At 63.8% G+C, this 17503-nt stretch carries 18 protein-coding genes; 7 read left to right on the plus strand and 11 right to left on the minus strand.

The genetic code is table 11. The annotated features are described in order from the left end of the window. The 5 genes from Q8Q80_RS00555 to Q8Q80_RS00570 all read left to right on the plus strand — a co-directional run. Window positions 1–901, plus strand: a 901-nt coding sequence (locus tag Q8Q80_RS00555; RefSeq protein WP_305631062.1) for an RHS repeat-associated core domain-containing protein, incomplete at its 5' end; no start/stop codon positions are given. Between the two features lie 321 nt (window positions 902–1222). After that, window positions 1223–1813, plus strand: a complete 591-nt coding sequence (locus Q8Q80_RS00560; RefSeq protein WP_305631063.1) for a hypothetical protein — start codon at window positions 1223–1225, stop codon at window positions 1811–1813. Window positions 1814–1940: 127 nt separating this feature from the next. After that, window positions 1941–2666 carry an RHS repeat-associated core domain-containing protein gene (locus Q8Q80_RS19770; protein WP_371132659.1) on the plus strand — a complete coding sequence of 242 codons (726 nt, stop codon included), beginning with the start codon at window positions 1941–1943 and terminating at the stop codon, window positions 2664–2666. Window positions 2667–2676: 10 nt separating this feature from the next. Continuing rightward, window positions 2677–3021: a hypothetical protein gene (locus tag Q8Q80_RS00565; RefSeq protein WP_305631064.1), complete on the plus strand. Its 345-nt coding sequence runs from the start codon at window positions 2677–2679 to the stop codon at window positions 3019–3021. Between the two features lie 128 nt (window positions 3022–3149). Further along, window positions 3150–4187: a nucleotidyltransferase domain-containing protein gene (locus Q8Q80_RS00570; protein ID WP_305631065.1), complete on the plus strand. Its 1038-nt coding sequence runs from the start codon at window positions 3150–3152 to the stop codon at window positions 4185–4187. Window positions 4188–4224: 37 nt separating this feature from the next. Here the strand turns inward: Q8Q80_RS00570 and Q8Q80_RS00575 are convergent, their stop codons facing one another. From Q8Q80_RS00575 to rfbB, 9 genes are all read right to left on the minus strand, one after another. Then, window positions 4225–5898, minus strand: coding sequence for a TRAP transporter large permease subunit (locus Q8Q80_RS00575; protein ID WP_305631066.1), 1674 nt, complete (start codon window positions 5896–5898; stop codon window positions 4225–4227). Beyond that, window positions 5895–6401: a TRAP transporter small permease subunit gene (locus Q8Q80_RS00580; protein WP_305631067.1), complete on the minus strand. Its 507-nt coding sequence runs from the start codon at window positions 6399–6401 to the stop codon at window positions 5895–5897. Before Q8Q80_RS00580 ends, Q8Q80_RS00575 begins: the two co-directional genes overlap by 4 nt. A gap of 352 nt (window positions 6402–6753) precedes the next feature. Continuing rightward, the gene (locus Q8Q80_RS00585; protein ID WP_019917894.1) at window positions 6754–6957 is read right to left on the minus strand and encodes a cold-shock protein; all 204 of its coding nucleotides are present in this window, start codon (window positions 6955–6957) and stop codon (window positions 6754–6756) included. 626 nt (window positions 6958–7583) lie between these two features. Beyond that, window positions 7584–8774, minus strand: coding sequence for an NAD(P)/FAD-dependent oxidoreductase (locus Q8Q80_RS00590; RefSeq protein ID WP_305631068.1), 1191 nt, complete (start codon window positions 8772–8774; stop codon window positions 7584–7586). A 112-nt stretch (window positions 8775–8886) separates the two neighbouring features. Beyond that, the gene (locus tag Q8Q80_RS00595) at window positions 8887–9234 is read right to left on the minus strand and encodes a hypothetical protein (RefSeq protein ID WP_305631069.1); all 348 of its coding nucleotides are present in this window, start codon (window positions 9232–9234) and stop codon (window positions 8887–8889) included. 468 nt (window positions 9235–9702) lie between these two features. Continuing rightward, window positions 9703–10254: a dTDP-4-dehydrorhamnose 3,5-epimerase gene (gene rfbC, locus Q8Q80_RS00600; protein ID WP_305631070.1), complete on the minus strand. Its 552-nt coding sequence runs from the start codon at window positions 10252–10254 to the stop codon at window positions 9703–9705. After that, window positions 10254–11135: a glucose-1-phosphate thymidylyltransferase RfbA gene (gene rfbA / locus Q8Q80_RS00605; RefSeq protein ID WP_305631071.1), complete on the minus strand. Its 882-nt coding sequence runs from the start codon at window positions 11133–11135 to the stop codon at window positions 10254–10256. Before rfbA ends, rfbC begins: the two co-directional genes overlap by 1 nt. A gap of 51 nt (window positions 11136–11186) precedes the next feature. Next, window positions 11187–12080: a dTDP-4-dehydrorhamnose reductase gene (rfbD, locus tag Q8Q80_RS00610; RefSeq protein ID WP_305631072.1), complete on the minus strand. Its 894-nt coding sequence runs from the start codon at window positions 12078–12080 to the stop codon at window positions 11187–11189. Then, a complete protein-coding gene (gene rfbB, locus Q8Q80_RS00615; RefSeq protein WP_305631073.1) occupies window positions 12077–13147 on the minus strand; it encodes a dTDP-glucose 4,6-dehydratase in 1071 nt (356 codons plus the stop codon). Before rfbB ends, rfbD begins: the two co-directional genes overlap by 4 nt. Before the next feature lie 512 nt (window positions 13148–13659). On the opposite strand from rfbB, the gene Q8Q80_RS00620 reads away from it, so the two are divergent. After that, window positions 13660–13899: a type II toxin-antitoxin system VapB family antitoxin gene (locus tag Q8Q80_RS00620; protein ID WP_305631074.1), complete on the plus strand. Its 240-nt coding sequence runs from the start codon at window positions 13660–13662 to the stop codon at window positions 13897–13899. Continuing rightward, window positions 13896–14300 (plus strand): type II toxin-antitoxin system VapC family toxin, encoded by a 405-nt coding sequence (locus tag Q8Q80_RS00625; RefSeq protein WP_305614275.1) that lies wholly within the window; start codon window positions 13896–13898, stop codon window positions 14298–14300. The genes Q8Q80_RS00620 and Q8Q80_RS00625 overlap by 4 nt, the downstream gene beginning before the upstream one ends. A gap of 307 nt (window positions 14301–14607) precedes the next feature. Here the strand turns inward: Q8Q80_RS00625 and Q8Q80_RS00630 are convergent, their stop codons facing one another. Both Q8Q80_RS00630 and cysC read right to left on the minus strand, forming a co-directional pair. Next, window positions 14608–15051: a transposase gene (locus Q8Q80_RS00630; RefSeq protein ID WP_305631075.1), complete on the minus strand. Its 444-nt coding sequence runs from the start codon at window positions 15049–15051 to the stop codon at window positions 14608–14610. Between the two features lie 846 nt (window positions 15052–15897). After that, window positions 15898–17503 (minus strand): adenylyl-sulfate kinase (gene cysC / locus Q8Q80_RS00635; protein ID WP_305631076.1); only part of this gene is annotated, 1606 nt, incomplete at its 5' end.

The raw sequence follows: 17503 nt of genomic DNA on the forward strand, positions 1-17503 counted from the left end.
GATGGCGGAGACAAGTGACACCGGCGTGCCGATCAGAAGTTACGCGTGGGCGGACGAGAACCTGATCTCACAGGTCGAGTACGCCCCGAACGCCACGAGCACGGGCTACGACATCGCCCGGATCCTGTACTTTGAGCTCGATCAGCTGGGCACGCCAAGGCAGGCGCGGGAGCGAGTCGGCACCATCGTGTGGCGCTGGGAGTCGGACGGCTACGGCACCTCAGCCGCCAACGAAGACCCGGACGGCAACGGCCAGCCCACGACGGTCAATCTGAGATTCCCGGGGCAGTACTACGATGAAGAGTCGGGGCTGCATTACAACTGGCATCGGTACTATGTGCCGAGGCTGGGGAGGTATTTGTCGAGTGATCCGATTGGGCTGGCGGGGGGCATCAACACGTACAGCTATGTCGAAGGGAATCCGTTGCGTTTCATCGACCCGTTGGGGTTGATGGGGAACAACCCGAGGGCGACGACACCCGGCTATAGCAACCTGCCATCCGGGCCTGTTGCCAACGTGTCCTTAGGTGCGGGGGGCGCAGGCGCGTTCGGGATGGTATTTAGCAGCGCCGACTCTGGCGTAGCTTTCGATACAAAGGGCCACGTATGCTTCTACAGCAACGTATGTGGGGGCGCTGGCGTCAATTTCCCGCTAAGTGGAACCCTCGCACCAATCGTTGTTGGTGTCGGCGGCGGGGAGTTGTGCAGCGGTTCATACGACACCAAGGGCGTTTATTGGTACGGCGGCGCGGGACTAGGTGGTGAGGGGAATGTGCAAGCATCATCGGACGGTAGCCTCTCGTTCTCACGTGGCGGTATCGGTATGACGGCATCACCCGCAGGGGAATCGGTGGGGGCAGGAATTGCGCAGTGCAGGCTTACCCTTATTTGTAACGACTAATCAGGGGGGGCGCGTTGTGGTTTCAGCAAAGAAGGTATTCATTACCGGCATGGCGTTATTGGGCGTATCCATCCTGGCTGCACTAATGGTCTTTGCCGGTCTGCCTGAGTTTCGCTTCCTGGTCTTCGCCTCAGTCATTTCTGGAGCTGTTGTCGGGGCAGTCGGTTTGTTTGCCTTGGCAACTGGCAAGATGCGAAATGATCTACGCGACTAACCAAATGGTATATGCGGTGGCGTAGCATCGTTTCCATGCGAATTCATCTCCGCCAACGGTGCAGCCGACGCCCCCGGCACCCTGACCAACAAGTGACCGGGTGCCGCGTGAAGACCCTGAACGCAGTCCTAGGCCGCCGGCTCATCGCGCTCGCCTTTGGCGCCGCGTGCACGGTTACGTACGCCGACACCTACCAGTACGACGAACGCGGTGACCTCGAAACGCTCACCACCCCACGCGGGGTGCGCACCTATCAGTACGATGAAGTGCAGCGACTCAAGATCGAGCAGGGCTACACTGGCAACCGAGAGCACGCCTATGACCGCAACGGCAACCGCGCCACCGACGGGGCCACCGTACCGGGCAGCCCGACCACCGCTACCTATGCCGAAGACAGCAACCGCATCGCGACAATCAACGGCACAGCGGTCAGCATCGACGCGGCGGGCCAGATCACGAACGACGGCGTGAACACTTACACGTGGGATGACGCCGGGCGGCTCAAGACGGTGAGCCGCGGCGGACAACTCCGAGCGACGTACCACTACGACCACAAGCACCGGCGCACGAGAAAGGTGACGACCGCACCACCACCACAGGGCGTACAGACGATCCGCTACCACTACGACGACCGCGACCGGCTGATGGCGGAAACAACAAGGTACCGGTGCGCCACTGCGCAGCGATATCTGGGCTGACGACACCCTGCTCGCCATCGCCGAACACATTCCGCTGGGCGGCGGCACCTACGAAATCCGGGCGCTCTACCTCGAACTCGATCACTTGGGCACGCCCCGGCAGGCGTGGCGGGACGTCGGCACCATCGTGTGGCGCTGGGAGTCCGACGGCTACGGCACCGCACCGGCCAACGAAGACCCGGATGGCGACGGCCAGCCCACGACGGTCAATCTGAGATTCCCGGGGCAGTACTACGATGAGGAGTCGGGGCTGCACTACAACTGGCATCGGTACTATGTGCCGAGGCTGGGGAGGTATTTGTCGAGTGACCCGATTGGGCTGGCGGGGGGGGGAAATACATATGCGTATGTGGGAGGGAATCCCACCCGCTACATCGACCCGACAGGAGAGGTCGGTCTTGTTGGTGCGGGGTACGGCGCGATTGCTGGTGGTGTCGGTGGATACATCTCAGGTGGGTGGCAAGGAGCCCTGTACGGCGTAGGGGCGGGCGCTCTTGTGGGCTTCTTCAATCCGTGGTCATCTCACTGGGCCGGCGCGGCTGCTGGCGCCGCTGCGGCGAGCCTCGCGGGTCAAGGAGCGGTCAACCTTGTTGGCGGAAGGAACTTGAGTGATCTTTGCAACTACGACTTCACTGCTGTTGCAGGGGCTGCCGCGGGCGGAACTCTAGGTGGACCTCTGAATCATGCGATTAGCCGCTATGGTCCTCAGATTCGGCTGTCTGAAATCGGCAGAGCTATCGGTAGTCAATCGGTGAGTCGCTTACCAGCACAGACACTTGGGGCTGCTGCCGAAGGTATAGCGGTTGGGGGCGGTGAGCTTGCAGGCGCAGGTCTTTGTAGTTGCAGTCGATAGGATCGGCCCAATGATCTGGATTCTGTTGCTGGCTTACTTCGCTTCTTGGGCTGTTGCCCTGATGGCGGTACTAGAAGTCTATGCCTCGCTTCTTCGCCATGTGGCTCGCCTGCCTCGTCCTCTTCCGCTGCTTCTTGGATTGTTGCTGTACGCGGTTCTTGCGTCTGCGTTTGCTCTGGCTCTGTTCGCGCTCGAGTTTGTTTTGGGAACACAGGAGGAATCCGACGAGTTCGTCAGATCGGTGGGGCTGGTGGGTTATCTGATGTGCCTGCTGCTTGGGGCTCTGTTCTTCAGGCGTCGGCATTTTGATGCCTTGAAGAAACTCGGGTACTTCCAGCCTAGGTCTCGCCAGTGACGTGAATGAACCGCCCCGGATTTTGCGGAGGCCCGCTCGCTTAAGTCAGACCACCACACCTGTTACGTCTGCAGTGAATACCAATATGGTTACTATACAAAAATGTACCTGTATAGTAACTTCCGCCGATGCGCTACGTCGAACTGTCACTCGCCGCCCAGACCGCTTACGCTGAACTGTTCTCCCAGACTCAGACACTGGAGATGGGAAACGCCCTGGCGGGGCTGTCCGGCGCGTTTCACCGGCGCACGATCAAGGGCCGCGTCTATTGGTATTTCGGTTATCGCGATATCGACAAGCAGGGCCGGATGATTTATGTCGGCCCGGACTCCGAGCGGGTCCGCTCGCTGGTTGAATCGCACGAACGTGCCCGGGCGGCCGGGCTGTTGACGAGGCCGGCTCTGGTTGCGCTGGCGGCGGGCGCGACACCCGCAGCGCCGAAGCACTTCCGGGTGGTGCGTCGCCTGGCCGAGTACGGGTTTTTCAGGGCGGGCGGCGTGCTCATCGGCACACATGCCTTCATCGCCCTGGGAAACATGCTGGGCGTGCGCTGGGCGGATGGCGCAGCCACGCTCGACGTGGATTTCGCCCATGCGGGCCCCAACGTGTCGATCGCCTTGCCGGCCAATATCCAGATCGATGTGCATGGCGCGCTCGAATCACTGGAAATGGGCTTCCTGCCGATCACCCAGCTCAATGGCAAGGTCGGGGCGCAATATCGAAACCCGGACGATCTTGAACTCCGTCTTGATTTTCTGACGAGCATGACGCGCACCGGTGAGCCTGTGCTGGTGCCGAACCTGAATGTGGCGCTCGAACCGCTGAAATTCATGGAGTTTTCGCTCGAAGCGCCGGTGCAATGCTGCTTGTTTGCGCGTGCCGGCGCGTGCGTGGTCAACGTGCCGGCCCCTGAACGATTCGCCGTGCACAAGTTGATCGTGCACGGCGAGCGCCCGGTCGCTGAGCAGACCAAGGCGAAGAAGGATGTGCTGCAGGCCGCCGGCTTGATCGAGTACTTCCAGAGCCAAGGCATGGCTGATGTCTTCAATGCAGCGTGGCGTGACGCCCTTGGTCGCGGCCAAGGCTGGGCTGCACGCGCGCAGCAGGGCCAGAAAGCCCTGTTGCGCATGGCGCCGGAACTGGATCAGCCTGAACTGTGGCGCTGATTCAGCAACGCTGAGCGGGGCAGAGATTGTCTCCGCTTCATTCGTCAACGTCCTCGTCCGCCGGTTCAACCATAGCCTCCGCCTTCTCGATCGCCGCCTCCAGTGCGGCGTCGGGATGGCCGGCGGGCAAGCGGGGCGCGCTCGAACTGCGCCGGTAGTCGGCGTCGGTCGTCACCGAATCGCCGGCCGCGCGCTGCGCCGACCCCAGATTGGCCGTGACCAGCTGCGGCACGGCCAGCACCAGCGCGACCATGACGATCTGGATGCCGACGAAGGGCACCGCACCCCAGTAGATGTCACGTGTCGGCAGGGTTTTCGGGGCGACCGAGCGCAGGTAGAACAGCGCGAAGCCGAACGGCGGGTGCATGAATGAGGTCTGCATGTTCACCGCCAGCAGCACGCCGAACCACACCAGATCGATGCCCAGCTTGTCGGCCACCGGGGCGAGCAGCGGCACGACGATGAAGGCCAGTTCGAAGAAATCGAGGAAGAAGGCGAGCACGAACACCAGTGCCATGACGACGATCAGGAAGCCGGTTTCGCCGCCGGGCAGGCCGAGCAGCAGGTGTTCGACCCACAGGTGGCCGTCGATGCCGTAGAAGGTGAGTGAAAAGACGCGCGAACCGATCAGGATGAACAGCACGAAGGTGGTGAGGCGCACCGTGCGGTCGAGCGCCTGCTGCAGCAGGTCGCGGTTCAGGCGCCGGCGTGCGGCGGCCATCAGCAGCGCGCCGGTGGCGCCCATCGCGCCGCCTTCGGTCGGTGTCGCGAGGCCCAGGTAGATGGTGCCGAGCACGAGGAAAATGAGCGCCAGCGGCGGCATCAGCACGAAGGCGACCCGGCGCGCGAGGTCGGGCAGCAGGTTCAGACGCAGCAGGCGGTCGGCCACGGCGATCAGCCAGGCGACGCTGCCGCCTGCGGTGACCGCGAACAGCGCGCGCGCGTCGGCGGTGTGCGCCTGCAGCGCCGGTAACTGGCTGGCGGCGATGCCGGCCAGCACCGCCACGGCGAACAACGCCCACACGCCGCGTCGTTCGGCCGCGTCGTGGTCATCGGCTTCGGGCAGCGCGGGCGCCTTGTGCGGACGCAGCCAGGCGACGGCCAGCACGTAGATCAGGTACAGGCCGGTCAGCACCAGTCCGGGCAGCAGCGCGCCGCGGTACATGTCGCCGACCGGGCGGCCGAGCTGGTCGGCCAGCACGATGAGGACGAGCGATGGCGGAATGATCTGCGCCAGCGTGCCCGAGGCGCAGATGACGCCGCTGGCCAGCCGCGCGTCGTACCCCGCGCGCAGCATGATGGGCAGAGATATGAGGCCCATCGAAATGACCGACGCGGCGACCACGCCGGTCGTTGCGGCGAGCAGCGCGCCGACCAGCACCACCGCCACCGCGAGCCCGCCGCGCAGCGTGCCGAACAGCCGGCCGACCGTGTCGAGCAGGTCTTCGGCCATGCCGGAGCGTTCCAGCACCAGGCCCATGAAGGTGAAGAAGGGGATGGCGAGCAGGGTGTCGTTGCTCATGACGCCCCACACGCGGTCGGGCATGGCCTGCACCAGCGAGGCCGACAGCAGCCCGAGTTCGATGCCGATCAACCCGAATACGATGCCGCAGGCGGCCAGCGCGAACGCCACCGGTACGCCGGACAGCAGGAACAGCACCATCGCCGCGAACATGACCGGCGCGAGGTTGGCGGCCAGCCAGGCGGTCATTCGGAAGGCTCCGACAATGCGGCGATACGGCGGATCAGCAGCGCGACGGCCTGGGCGGCGAGCAGCGCGAAGCCCACCGGCACCAGCAGGCGCGCCGGCCACAGCGGCAGGCCGCCGGCGCTGGCCGACACTTCGTGGCTGGTCCAGGAGGCGACGAACCAGGGCCAGGACAGCCACAGCATCAGCAGTGCCACCGGAAGCACCATGGTCAGCAGGCCGGCGATATCGGCCCACAGCCTGCCGCGCGGGCCGAGCCGGGATGTGATGAGGTCGATGCGCACATGTTCGTCGAGCTTGAGCACGCGGCCGGCGCCGAGCAGGAATACCGCCGACACCAGATACCACTGCGCTTCGAGCAGCGCGTTGGACCCGGAGTCGAACTTGCGCGCCAGCGCGTTGCCCACGGCGAGGAGCACTGCCGCCAGCACTGCCCAGGGCAGCACCCGGCCGCAAGCTTCGTTCAGGCGGTCGATCAGGTCGGCAAGCAGCAGCAGCGGGCGCATCGGGAGGCGGGTGAGCGGCGGATGAGCGATGGTAACCGGCAGAGACGGCCGCGCCGCTGCCGGCCCGATGCAGACGTGACATTGCATCATCGACGTGCCGATCGCGGGCAGGGCCCGCTCCTACGAACGGCAGTACTGTCGTTCGTAGGAGCCTGCCCTGCAGGCGATCCGGTCTTCGGACACGCGACATCGCTTGCTCAACGTGCGCATCGCGGACAGGGTCCGCTCCTACGACGGGCAACACCGTCACGGTTTTCGTCGGCACCAATCGTCAGACGAAAAAAAAGCGCACTTTGCAGTGCGCTTTTCTTATCGGAGACCGCCTTGCGGCGGCTTCACGCCATCTGAAAAATCAGAGCGGCTTGATTTCCGAGGCTTGCAGACCCTTCGGGCCGCGGGTCACTTCGAAGGAAACCTTCTGGTTTTCCTGGAGCGACTTGAAGCCGTTGCCTTGAATGGCGGAGAAGTGCGCGAACAGGTCTTCACCACCGTCGTCCGGCGAAATAAAACCAAAACCCTTGGCGTCGTTGAACCACTTAACAGTACCAGTTGCCATTTTCAATTCCTTTGAATACAGATTTAAACAGGCCACCACGATGTGCAATGACCATAGTGCAGGGAAACCTCAAGGGGAATATGGCAAGCGGAGTACTGACTTGAAAATCGAGAACCGACGCACAACACGTTCATGCTTGAAATCACCTACAGGTGTGCTTATACGGGATTTAACGAGGCGACGCAAATGCTATTTCAACGGTTATTGCAGTAACGATCGCTGCCGCGGGGCGATATCCATCACGGCATGATGTTGAATGCGCGCTGCGGCCACATGAATACCGATCGAGAGCCCATCGCTTGACCATGCCAATGAACTTGAATTCGTCCTTAAACACCCGCCAGTAAAGCATTTTCCTCAACGCATATCGCGGACCCACCCATCGCCGAAGCGACTCGCACTGCGCTCGCGTCAATGTGGCACGTTTCGCAAACACCCTGTAGTCCAAGTCCGACACGCTACCCCCGCAGCACCTCGAAATTTTCCGGCGGATTTGAGCGCTCGCGCACCCGCGTGATCGAAATCCGGCGCGATACGGGGCACTGCGTAAGGGCTATCCACGCCGGCGTTCGATCAGCTTCATTCAGGCGTTGCCGGAAGCGGCGCGGACGACGCGCATCGACGGCTCAGGCGGCCTGCCCTGCGCACCATCCGGACGACCAGGCCCACTGGAAGTTGTAGCCACCGAGCCAGCCGGTCACATCCACCACCTCGCCGATGAAAAACAGCCCGGGTACTAAACGGGCAGCCATGGTTTTCTGGTCGAGCCCGCGCGTATCCACACCACCCAGTGTTACTTCCGCCTTGTTGTAGCCCAATGTGCCGGCGGGCTGTATCGGCCAGCCCTTCAGGCGGCGCGCGATGTCGCCCAGCGCCGCACGCGGCAGCTCTACCAGCGCGGCGTTCCAGCTGCCGGCGCCTTCGACATCCACCCACTGCTGCGCGAAACGCTTCGGCAGATGATCGGCCAGCAAGGCTGCCAGCGTCTGTCGGCCGGCGCGGGCGCCGTGCAGCCAGGCTTCGGCGTCATGCACTTCGGGCAGCAGATCGATGACCACCGGCTCGCGCGCGCCTGCCTGCTGCCAGTAACTCGACGCCTGCAGAATCGCCGGGCCCGACAGGCCGCGATGCGTGAGCAAGGTCTGTTCGCGGAACGCCGGACCGTGGCACGACGCCACCGAATCGAAGGATGCGCCCGACAGCTCGCCGAAGCGCGCCAGCCACGCCGGGTCGAGCGCCAGCGGCACCAGCGCAGGCTTCGGCGGCACCACCGCCAGCCCGAACTGTTCGGCCAGCCGGTAACCGAAGGGCGTGGCACCGATCTTCGGCACCGTCAGCCCGCCAGTCGCCACCACGAGCGAGCTGCACTCGCGCGGACCGCCGTCGGTGTCGACGCGAAACCCCTCGTCGGTGCGCGCCACCGCAGTCACTGCCGACGGCATTTGCCAGCGCACGCCGGCAGCGTCGCACTCAACCTTGAGCATGTGGATGATCTGCATCGACGAGTCGTCGCAGAACAACTGGCCCAGCGTTTTTTCGTGGTACGCGATGCCGTGGCGCTCCACCAGTGCGATGAAATGCTGCGGCGTGTAGCGCGACAGCGCCGAGCGGCAGAAATGCGGGTTCTGCGACAGGAAGCTCGCAGGCGTGAGATCGCGGTTGGTGAAATTGCAGCGCCCGCCGCCCGAAATGCGGATCTTCTCGGCCAGCTTCGCCGCATGGTCGATCAGCAACACCGAGCGTCCGCGCGCGCCGGCCGTGGCGGCGCACATCATGCCCGCCGCGCCGGCACCGATCACGATCACGTCAAACTTCATGGGAATCAATCAGGCCTGGATCATCAGGCTGGCGAGTGTAGCGCGGGCGCGCTCGCCGACCCGCTCGCCGACCCGCTCGCCAACCGATTCGTGCAGGGCTCGCCGGTGCCGCCTACCGCGCCGGATACACGCGGATTTCGTCGCCCAGATCGAACATCAACACCAGCCGCGAAGTGGGGTACGAGGCTTCCGCGTCCTGGGCGTCGGACCAGTTGGAGAAGGTGACGGCGGTCTCGGGAGAATCCAGCCAGTGATTATCGGCCCGCAAGTGCTGCTTCGAGGAGCGGCAGAAGTATCTGAGGGAGATACGGCATTCAAGCCCGAAGCCCATGAAAATGGCATCAGGCGGAAGGTCGAGCAGCCGCTTCAGCATATCGACCGAAGACGTCCATGACGGTTGTGGCGGTCGCTCTGCAGTGACTTCCGCACCACATTTCCCGCCGCCGAGTCGCTGCCTCATTGCTGAACCCTCCGTCATGAAAGCGCAATATTAGCAGCCGAGGGGTACCCGGAATAGCCTAATGACATAAGAGCACCTGACGTGCGAGACCGATGGGAAAAGCCGGGCTCGCAGGGACGGCCGCGGCAGGCTCCTGAAAAACCGCGACGGTGTTGCCCTTCGTAGGAGCGGACCCTGTCCGCGATATGCGCGTTGATCATGCCTGGCCGCGTATTCGAGCTGCGGATCGCCTGCGGGGGCAGGCTCCTACGAAAACCGCGACGGTGTCCGCGATCCGTGCGTCGATCACGCGACGCGGCATTTCGAAGGCCGGGATCGCCTGCAGGGGCGGCGCGGGGGTTTCGGCGAGCACGGCTCGCCTCCCGCAGAGCCGGTCGGCCATGCAGGGCCGGCCTTGGGACGGCTCCTACGAAAACCGCGACGGTGTTGCCCTTCGAATGCGTGGGCCCTGCCCGCAATCGCAGTACGTCAGAGGTCGGCGAACACCTCGCACTCGGCAAGCGGCTTGCCGGCGATGTCCTTGGGGGACAGCAGGGGAGCGCCTTGCAGCGACCACTCGACGCCAACTGTGGGGTCGTTCCAGGCGAGGCTGCGCTCGTGTTCGGGCGCGTAGTAGTCGGTGGTCTTGTACAGGAAGTCTGCCGACTCGCTCAGCACGTAGAAGCCATGAGCGAAGCCGGCTGGCACCCAGAACTGGCGGTGGTTTTCGCCGCTGAGTTCGACGCCGTACCACTTGCCGAAGGTGGGCGAGCTGCGGCGCAGGTCGACGGCCACATCGAACACCGCGCCCTGCGCCACCCGCACCAGCTTGCCCTGCGGCTGGTTGACCTGGTAATGCAGGCCGCGCAGCACGCCTTTGCCGCTGCGAGAGTGGTTGTCCTGAACGAACGACACATCGAGCCCGGTGGCCTCGCGGAACGCACGCGCATTGAAACTTTCCATGAAGAAGCCACGCGCGTCGCCGAACACCTTGGGCTCGAGCACCAGCAGGCCCGCGATACCCGTTTCGACCACCTTCATCAGAACACCCTCTCTTCGATGATGCGCAGCAGGTACTGGCCGTAGCCGCTCTTGGCAAGCGGCGCGGCGATGCGCCGCAGCTGTTCGTCGTCGATCCAGCCCTGCCGCCAGGCAATCTCTTCCGGGCAGGAAATCTTCAGGCCCTGACGCTTTTCCAGCGTCTGGATGAATTGCGCCGCATCGATCAGCGAGTCATGCGTGCCGGTGTCGAGCCAGGCGTGGCCGCGGCCCATCACCTGCACGTCGAGCGCACCGCGTTCGAGATACACGCGGTTCAGATCGGTGATTTCCAGCTCGCCGCGCGGCGACGGCTTCAGCGCCTTCGCGATCTCCACAACCTGCTGGTCGTAGAAGTACAGCCCGGTGACCGCATACCGGCTGCGCGGGTTGGCGGGCTTTTCTTCCAGACTGATGGCGCGCCCGTTGGCATCGAACTCGACCACGCCGTAGCGCTCCGGGTCGGTCACCCGATAGGCGAACACCGTGGCACCCGTGGTGCGCGCACTGGCCGCCTTCAGGTCGTCGGCAAACTCGTGTCCATAGAAAAGGTTGTCGCCCAGCACCAGGGCCGACGGCGCATCGCCGACGAAGTCTTCGCCGATGATGAAGGCCTGTGCCAGACCGTCCGGACTGGGCTGCACCGCGTACTCGATGTTCATGCCCCAGTTCGAACCGTTGCCCAGCAGCTGCTCGAAGCGCGGCGTGTCCTGCGGCGTCGAAATGATCAGCACGTCGCGAATGCCGGCCAGCATCAGCGTGCTGAGCGGGTAGTAGATCATCGGCTTGTCGTACACCGGCATCAGCTGCTTCGATACCGCGATGGTGACCGGATGCAGCCGGGTGCCGGAGCCGCCGGCAAGCACGATGCCTTTGCGTGTCATTCGATGTCCTTGCGTGTCATGGTGTGTTCCCGAATTCGGTTCGGAGGTTGCTCAGAGAATTTCGGCCAGCATGCGATCGACACCCTGCTGCCAGTGCGGCAGAACTAACCCGAACGTGTCGTGCAGCTTGCGCGTGTCGAGGCGCGAATTGAGCGGTCGCGCGGCCGGTGTCGGGTAGTCGGACGTGGGGATCGGCAGCACCGCATCGGCGGCCACCTTGATGTCGTGCCCCGCCGCCCGCGCGCTCTCGATCACGTGCATCGCGTAGCCGTGCCACGACGTTTCGCCCGCGGCGACGCAGTGGTACAGGCCGGCGAGCTGCGGGTTGTGGCGCAGGGCGCGCGCGGTGTGCGCGGTGATGTCGGCCAGCAGTTCGGCGCCGGTCGGCGCACCGATCTGGTCACTGATTACCGTCAGCCGGTCGCGGTCTTTCGCGAGCTTCAGCATGGTCTTCGCGAAGTTGCCGCCGCGCGCGGCATACACCCAACTGGTGCGCAGAATGAGATGGCTCGCACCCGACGCCGCAATGAGTTGCTCGGCTTCGAGCTTGGTGCGGCCATACACGCTGAGCGGGTTGGTCTGCGCGGTTTCGTCGCGCGGCGCATCGCCGGTGCCATCGAACACGTAATCGGTCGAGTAATGGATCAGGTGCGCGCCCAGTGCGGCTGCTTCGGCGGCGATGCGCCCGGGCGTCGTGGCGTTGAGCATGCGCGCCAGTTCCGGCTCGCTTTCGGCCTTGTCCACCGCGGTATGCGCGGCGGCATTCACGATCAGGTCGGGCGCCACCTTGCGCACGGTGGCGGCGATGGCGTCCGGCTGGCTGAAGTCGCCCGACAGCTCGCCTGTGCTGTCGAAATCGAGCGCGATCACGTGGCCCAGCGGCGCCAGCGCACGCTGCAATTCCCAGCCGACCTGTCCGCCCTTGCCGAACAGCAGAATCTTCATGTGCCCTGCCCCGCACCGTACTGCTGCGTGACCCAGTCGCGGTAACCGCCACTCAGTACGTTTTGCACCCAGGGCTGGTTGTCGAGATACCAGCGCACTGTCTTGCGGATGCCGGTATCGAAGGTTTCCGCCGGCCGCCAGCCCAGTTCGCGCTCGATCTTGCGCGCGTCGATGGCGTAGCGGCGGTCATGGCCCGGGCGGTCCTTCACGTACGTGATCAGGCGCTCGTACGGGCCGGCCGCGTCCGGCTGCAACTCGTCGAGCAGCGCGCACACGGTGGTCACGATGTCGATGTTCGGCTTCTCGTTCCAGCCGCCGATGTTGTAGGTCTCGCCCAGCCGGCCGCGCGCCAGCACTTCGCGGATCGCCGAGCAGTGGTCCTTCACGTACAGCCAGTCGCGCACCTGCTGCCCGTCGCCGTACACCGGCAGCGGCTTGCCGGCCAGCGCATTGACGATGATCAGCGGGATGAGCTTTTCCGGAAAGTGGAACGGGCCGTAATTGTTCGAGCAGTTGGTGGTCACCACCGGCAGGCCGTAGGTGTGGTGCCACGCGCGCACCAGATGGTCGCTCGCCGCCTTGCTCGCCGAATACGGGCTGTTCGGTTCGTAGGCATGGGTTTCGGTGAAGGGCGCGTCGGTCGGCCCGAGCGAGCCATACACCTCGTCGGTGCTGACATGGTGAAAGCGGAACGCCGCCTTTTCCTCACCCTCCAGCCCGCCCCAGTAGCCGCGCGCCGCTTCGAGCAGCGTGAAGGTGCCGGTGACATTCGTCTGCATGAACGCACCCGGGCCGTGGATCGAGCGGTCGACATGCGACTCGGCAGCGAAATGCACGAGGGCACGAGGGCGGTGCGCCGACAGCAGCCGGTCGATCAGGTCACGGTCGCAGATGTCGCCCTGCACGAAGATGTGGCGCGGGTCGCCGTCGAGCGACGCCAGGTTCTGCCGGTTGCCGGCATAGGTCAGCGCATCGAGATTGACGACCGGCTCGTCCGATCCGCCCAGCCAGTCGAGCACGAAGTTGCTGCCGATGAAGCCGGCACCGCCGGTGACAAGTAAGGTCATGGTCGTTTCCACACAATATTGCAGTGCAGGATATCGCACCGAATTGAGCGTTCGATGACAACCCGAATGGATTAGGTGACAAACACCTCAGGTCGCGCATTTTTGTGTACCTGCAAGGCCAGCCGGTTCAGCAAGTCGCGAGGTTTTTGTGGGAGTGGCGATGTGCAAGGTCCGTGTTCGCGATCAATGTCCATCCGCGTCCCAGGCCCGAAATCACGTGACGTCAGGTAGGAGCGATCCATTGATCGCGAACCGGCGCGTCGATCACGCACCTGCCGGTGTGCAAGGTCCGTGTTCGCGATCAATGGATCGCTCCTACAGAACCGGCGCATTGCTTGCCACCCTCAGCACCGGCCCGGCCTTGCAGGGCCAGCCGTGGGCTGCTCCCACAAAAACCAGCGACTGCCAGCCTCCGACAAAGCGGGAAGTTTGTGCGGACCAGATGAATCGTTGCAGAGCGGGCGCTGTCTATCTATATTGATCATGTTGATATCAACATTCGAGGCTCCATCATGCCGCTTCAAATCGCGAACCCGAGTGTAATCAGGAAGGTCGAGCAGCTTGCGAAGGCGACCGGCCTGTCCAAGACCGCAGTGGTCGAGCGTGCACTTGACGGGCTCATCCGCGAGACGGTCGCCACATCCGACCCAGCCGGACGCATCGCTGCATTGCTGGCGCAACTCGACCGCATACCCGACCGTCCGGATGCCTACGATCCGCTCGACTGGGACGCTCACGGACTGCCCAGGTGATCGTCGTCGACACATCGGCCATCGTTGCCATCGCCTTTGCCGAACCGGAGCGCGCCGAATTCGTCCAGATCATCGGGCAGTCGGCCAAAGCACTCGTCAGCACGGCTGCAGTCCTTGAAGCACGCATGGTCGTGCATGGACGGCGCGGTCAGCGCGCCGTCATTCTCGTTGATGATTTGCTGCGGCAACCGGTATTTGAACTCGTCGCGCCCGGCATTGCCGAGGCCGATGCGGCGTACGCCGCCTTCGTCACATACGGCAAGGGCAGCGGCCACCCCGCCGGACTGAACTTCGGCGACGTTTTCAGCTACGCACTCGCAAAAACCCGTGGCCTGCCGCTCCTTTTCAAGGGCAACGACTTCTCGCAGACCGACATCGCCCGCGCGGCAAGCGGATCTTGAATCACAGCCATCGGGCACAGCACAGATCGCAGAACCGGCGCCTCGATCACGCACCTGCCGATGTGCAAGGTCCGTGTTCGCGAGCAATGGATCGCTCCTACAACAGCGCGATCCATCCGCGCGCCAGACCCGAAATCACGTGACGTCAGGTCCGTGTTCGCGATCAATGGATCGCTCCTACAACAGCGCGACCCATCCGCGCGCCGGGCCCGAAATCACGTGACGTCAGGTAGGAGCGATCCATTGATCGCGAATCGGCGCGTCGATAGGTCACGACGGTTGGATCGCACAACGACGCGCCCCCCTGTCAGACCCACACCGCATCCCAATGCGGATAATCCGCCACGCGTTGCACCAGCCCCGCCCGCAAAGGGTTGGCGATGAGGTAGCGGGCAACTTGTGCAATGTCTTCGTCGGCGCGCAGCGCGTGATCATGAAACCCGCGCTGCCAGACCCGGTACCCGATCTCGCGCGCACTGAACAGCTTCATCTGCTGGACCACTCGCGAAATCGACAGCCCGTCGCCCAACTCGACCATCCAGTGAAGGTGATCCGGCATCAAGACAAATGCCAGCGTCCGACCGTCGCCGCGGCGTTCGGCGAACATCAAGCTCCGAATCACGGATCGGGCGGCGTACATCGATTCGAAGGTTCGCTCGCGACCATGCGTCGCCGTCGTGACGTGATAGACCTGTCCCGAGATCGAAACGCGGCCGGTTCGAAGCCGCGACGCGTGGAATACCTTTGGCATATCCGGATGCTAGAGCCCACGCCCTGCCCCGTCAATCCGTGATGCCGCAAACAGCACGTCGTGCCAGATCCCGCCATACCCGTGGAATCACGTGACGCCACGTAGGAGCGATCCATTGATCGCGAATCGGCGCGTCGATCGCGCACCTGCCGATTTGCAAGGTCCGTGTTCGCGATCAATGGATCGCTCCCACAACAGCACGATCCATCCGCGCGCCTGGCCCGAAATCACGTGACATCAGGCAGGAGCGATCCATTGATCGCGAATCGGCGCGTCGATCAGGCACCTGCCGATGTTCAAGGTCCGTGTTCGCGATCAATGGATCGCTCCCACAACAGCACGATCCATCCGCGCGCCAGACCCGAAAATCGCGTGACGCCACGTAGGAGCGATCCATTGATCGCGAATCGGCGCGTCGATCGCGCACCTGCTGATGTGCAAGGTCCGTGTTCGCGATCAATGGATCGCTCCCACAACAGCGCGACCCACCCGCGTGCAGGCCCGAAAATCACGTGACGTCAGGTAGGAGCGATCCATTGATCGCGAACCGGCGCGTCGATCACGCACCTGCCGATATTCAAGGTCCGTGTTCGCGATCAATGGATCGCTCCCACAACAGCGCGACCCACCCGCGTGCCAGGCCCGAAATCACGTGACGTCAGGCAGGAGCGATCCATCCGCGCGCCAGGCCCGAAATCACGTGACGTCAGGTAGGAGCGATCCATTGATCGCGAATCGGCGCGTCGATCGCGCACCTGCCGATATTCAAGGTCCGTGTTCGCGATCAATGGATCGCTCCCACAACAGCGCGATCCTTCCGCGTGCCAGGCCCGAAAATCACGCAGCTCAAACATCGCCAGCTGCGCCGCCTTCGCCGACCAGGATCCCTCGCTCGCGCAGGTGCTGCATGATGATGTCCACGGTCGCCTGAATGTCCTGCTGGCTCGTATCCACACGGATTTCGGCATGCTCGGGCGCTTCGTAGGGCGAATCGATGCCGGTGAAATTCTTGATCTCGCCGCGTCTCGCCTTTTTGTACAGCCCCTTCGGATCGCGCTCTTCGGCCACGGCGATCGGTGTATCGACGAACACTTCGATGAATTCGCCGTCCTCCATCAGACCCCGCGCCATGCGGCGCTCGGACCGGAACGGTGAAATGAAGGCGGTCAGCACGAGCAGACCGGCGTCCACCATCAGCTTCGATACTTCGGCCACACGGCGGATGTTTTCCACGCGATCGGCTTCGGTAAAACCGAGGTCCTTGTTCAGGCCGTGTCTCACGTTGTCGCCGTCCAGCAGATAGGTGTGGCGGCCCAGCGCATGCAGGCGCTTTTCGACCTGGTTCGCCAGCGTCGATTTGCCGGCCCCCGACAGACCGGTGAACCACAGCACGCAGGGGCGTTGGCCTTTCATCGCACCGCGCGACGTCTTGTCCACATCCACGTGCTGCATGTGGATGTTGTGCGAGCGGCGCAGCGCAAAGCTCAGCATGCCGGCACCGATGGTGGCGTTGCTGATGCGGTCGATCAGGATGAAACCGCCTGTTTCGCGCACCCGCTCGTACGGGTCGAACGCGATCGGCCGGTCGACGCTGAGCTTGCACACCGCGATCTCGTTCAGCGCGAGCTGCTTCGCGGCGAGATGTTCCAGGGTATTGACGTTCACCTTGTGCTTGATGTCGGTGACCGTGACGGTGACCGTGCGCGCACCGATCTTCATCAGGTAGGCGCGACCGGGCATCAGCGGTTCGTCCTGCATCCAGACGAGGGTCGCCTCGAACTGATCGGCCACTTCTGCCGGCGATTCGAGCGACGAAATCACATCGCCGCGCGAAATATCGACTTCGTCTTCCAGCACCAGCGTGATCGACTGACCCGCGATGGCGCGCGGCAGATCGCCGTCGGCCGTGACGATGCGCTTGACCGTGCTGGTGCGCCCCGACGGCTGCACCCGGATGGCCGTACCCGGCGTGATGCTGCCGCCGGCAATCGTGCCGGCGAAGCCGCGGAAATCGAGGTTCGGCCGGTTGACCCACTGCACAGGCAGCCGGAACGGGCTTTTCAGGCGCCGCTTCTGATCCACCTCGACCGTTTCGAGATACGCCATCAGCGTCGAGCCGTGATACCAGGGCATGGCATCGCTGGTGGTCGTGATGTTGTCGCCCTTGAGCGCCGACATCGGAATCGCGACGATGTCTTCCAGCCCGAGCTGGCGCGCGAATTCGCGATAGTCATCGACGATGCGGCGGAACGTGGCTTCCGAATAGCCGACCAGGTCCATCTTGTTGATCGCGACCACCACGCGCTTGATACCGATCAGCGACACCAGGAAGCTGTGGCGGCGCGTCTGCGTCTGCACGCCGTGACGGGCGTCGACCAGGATGATCGCCAGGTCGGCCGTCGACGCACCGGTCACCATGTTCCGCGTGTATTGCTCGTGGCCCGGCGTGTCG

The organism is Methyloversatilis sp. (genome assembly GCF_030698125.1).
In the GTDB taxonomy this organism is placed as follows: domain Bacteria; phylum Pseudomonadota; class Gammaproteobacteria; order Burkholderiales; family Rhodocyclaceae; genus Methyloversatilis.

What these genes read in the sequence shown, in the direction of transcription:
- Q8Q80_RS00565 (WP_305631064.1), top strand. Translation starts at nt 2,677, where the DNA reads ATGATCTGGATTCTGTTGCTGGCTTACTTCGCTTCTTGGGCTGTTGCC.
- Q8Q80_RS00570 (WP_305631065.1), top strand. Translation starts at nt 3,150, where the DNA reads ATGCGCTACGTCGAACTGTCACTCGCCGCCCAGACCGCTTACGCTGAA.
- Q8Q80_RS00575 (WP_305631066.1), bottom strand. Translation starts at nt 5,898, where the DNA reads ATGACCGCCTGGCTGGCCGCCAACCTCGCGCCGGTCATGTTCGCGGCG.
- Q8Q80_RS00580 (WP_305631067.1), bottom strand. Translation starts at nt 6,401, where the DNA reads ATGCGCCCGCTGCTGCTGCTTGCCGACCTGATCGACCGCCTGAACGAA.
- Q8Q80_RS00585 (WP_019917894.1), bottom strand. Translation starts at nt 6,957, where the DNA reads ATGGCAACTGGTACTGTTAAGTGGTTCAACGACGCCAAGGGTTTTGGT.
- Q8Q80_RS00590 (WP_305631068.1), bottom strand. Translation starts at nt 8,774, where the DNA reads ATGAAGTTTGACGTGATCGTGATCGGTGCCGGCGCGGCGGGCATGATG.
- Q8Q80_RS00595 (WP_305631069.1), bottom strand. Translation starts at nt 9,234, where the DNA reads ATGAGGCAGCGACTCGGCGGCGGGAAATGTGGTGCGGAAGTCACTGCA.
- rfbC (WP_305631070.1), bottom strand. Translation starts at nt 10,254, where the DNA reads ATGAAGGTGGTCGAAACGGGTATCGCGGGCCTGCTGGTGCTCGAGCCC.
- rfbA (WP_305631071.1), bottom strand. Translation starts at nt 11,135, where the DNA reads ATGACACGCAAAGGCATCGTGCTTGCCGGCGGCTCCGGCACCCGGCTG.
- rfbD (WP_305631072.1), bottom strand. Translation starts at nt 12,080, where the DNA reads ATGAAGATTCTGCTGTTCGGCAAGGGCGGACAGGTCGGCTGGGAATTG.
- rfbB (WP_305631073.1), bottom strand. Translation starts at nt 13,147, where the DNA reads ATGACCTTACTTGTCACCGGCGGTGCCGGCTTCATCGGCAGCAACTTC.
- Q8Q80_RS00620 (WP_305631074.1), top strand. Translation starts at nt 13,660, where the DNA reads ATGCCGCTTCAAATCGCGAACCCGAGTGTAATCAGGAAGGTCGAGCAG.
- Q8Q80_RS00630 (WP_305631075.1), bottom strand. Translation starts at nt 15,051, where the DNA reads ATGCCAAAGGTATTCCACGCGTCGCGGCTTCGAACCGGCCGCGTTTCG.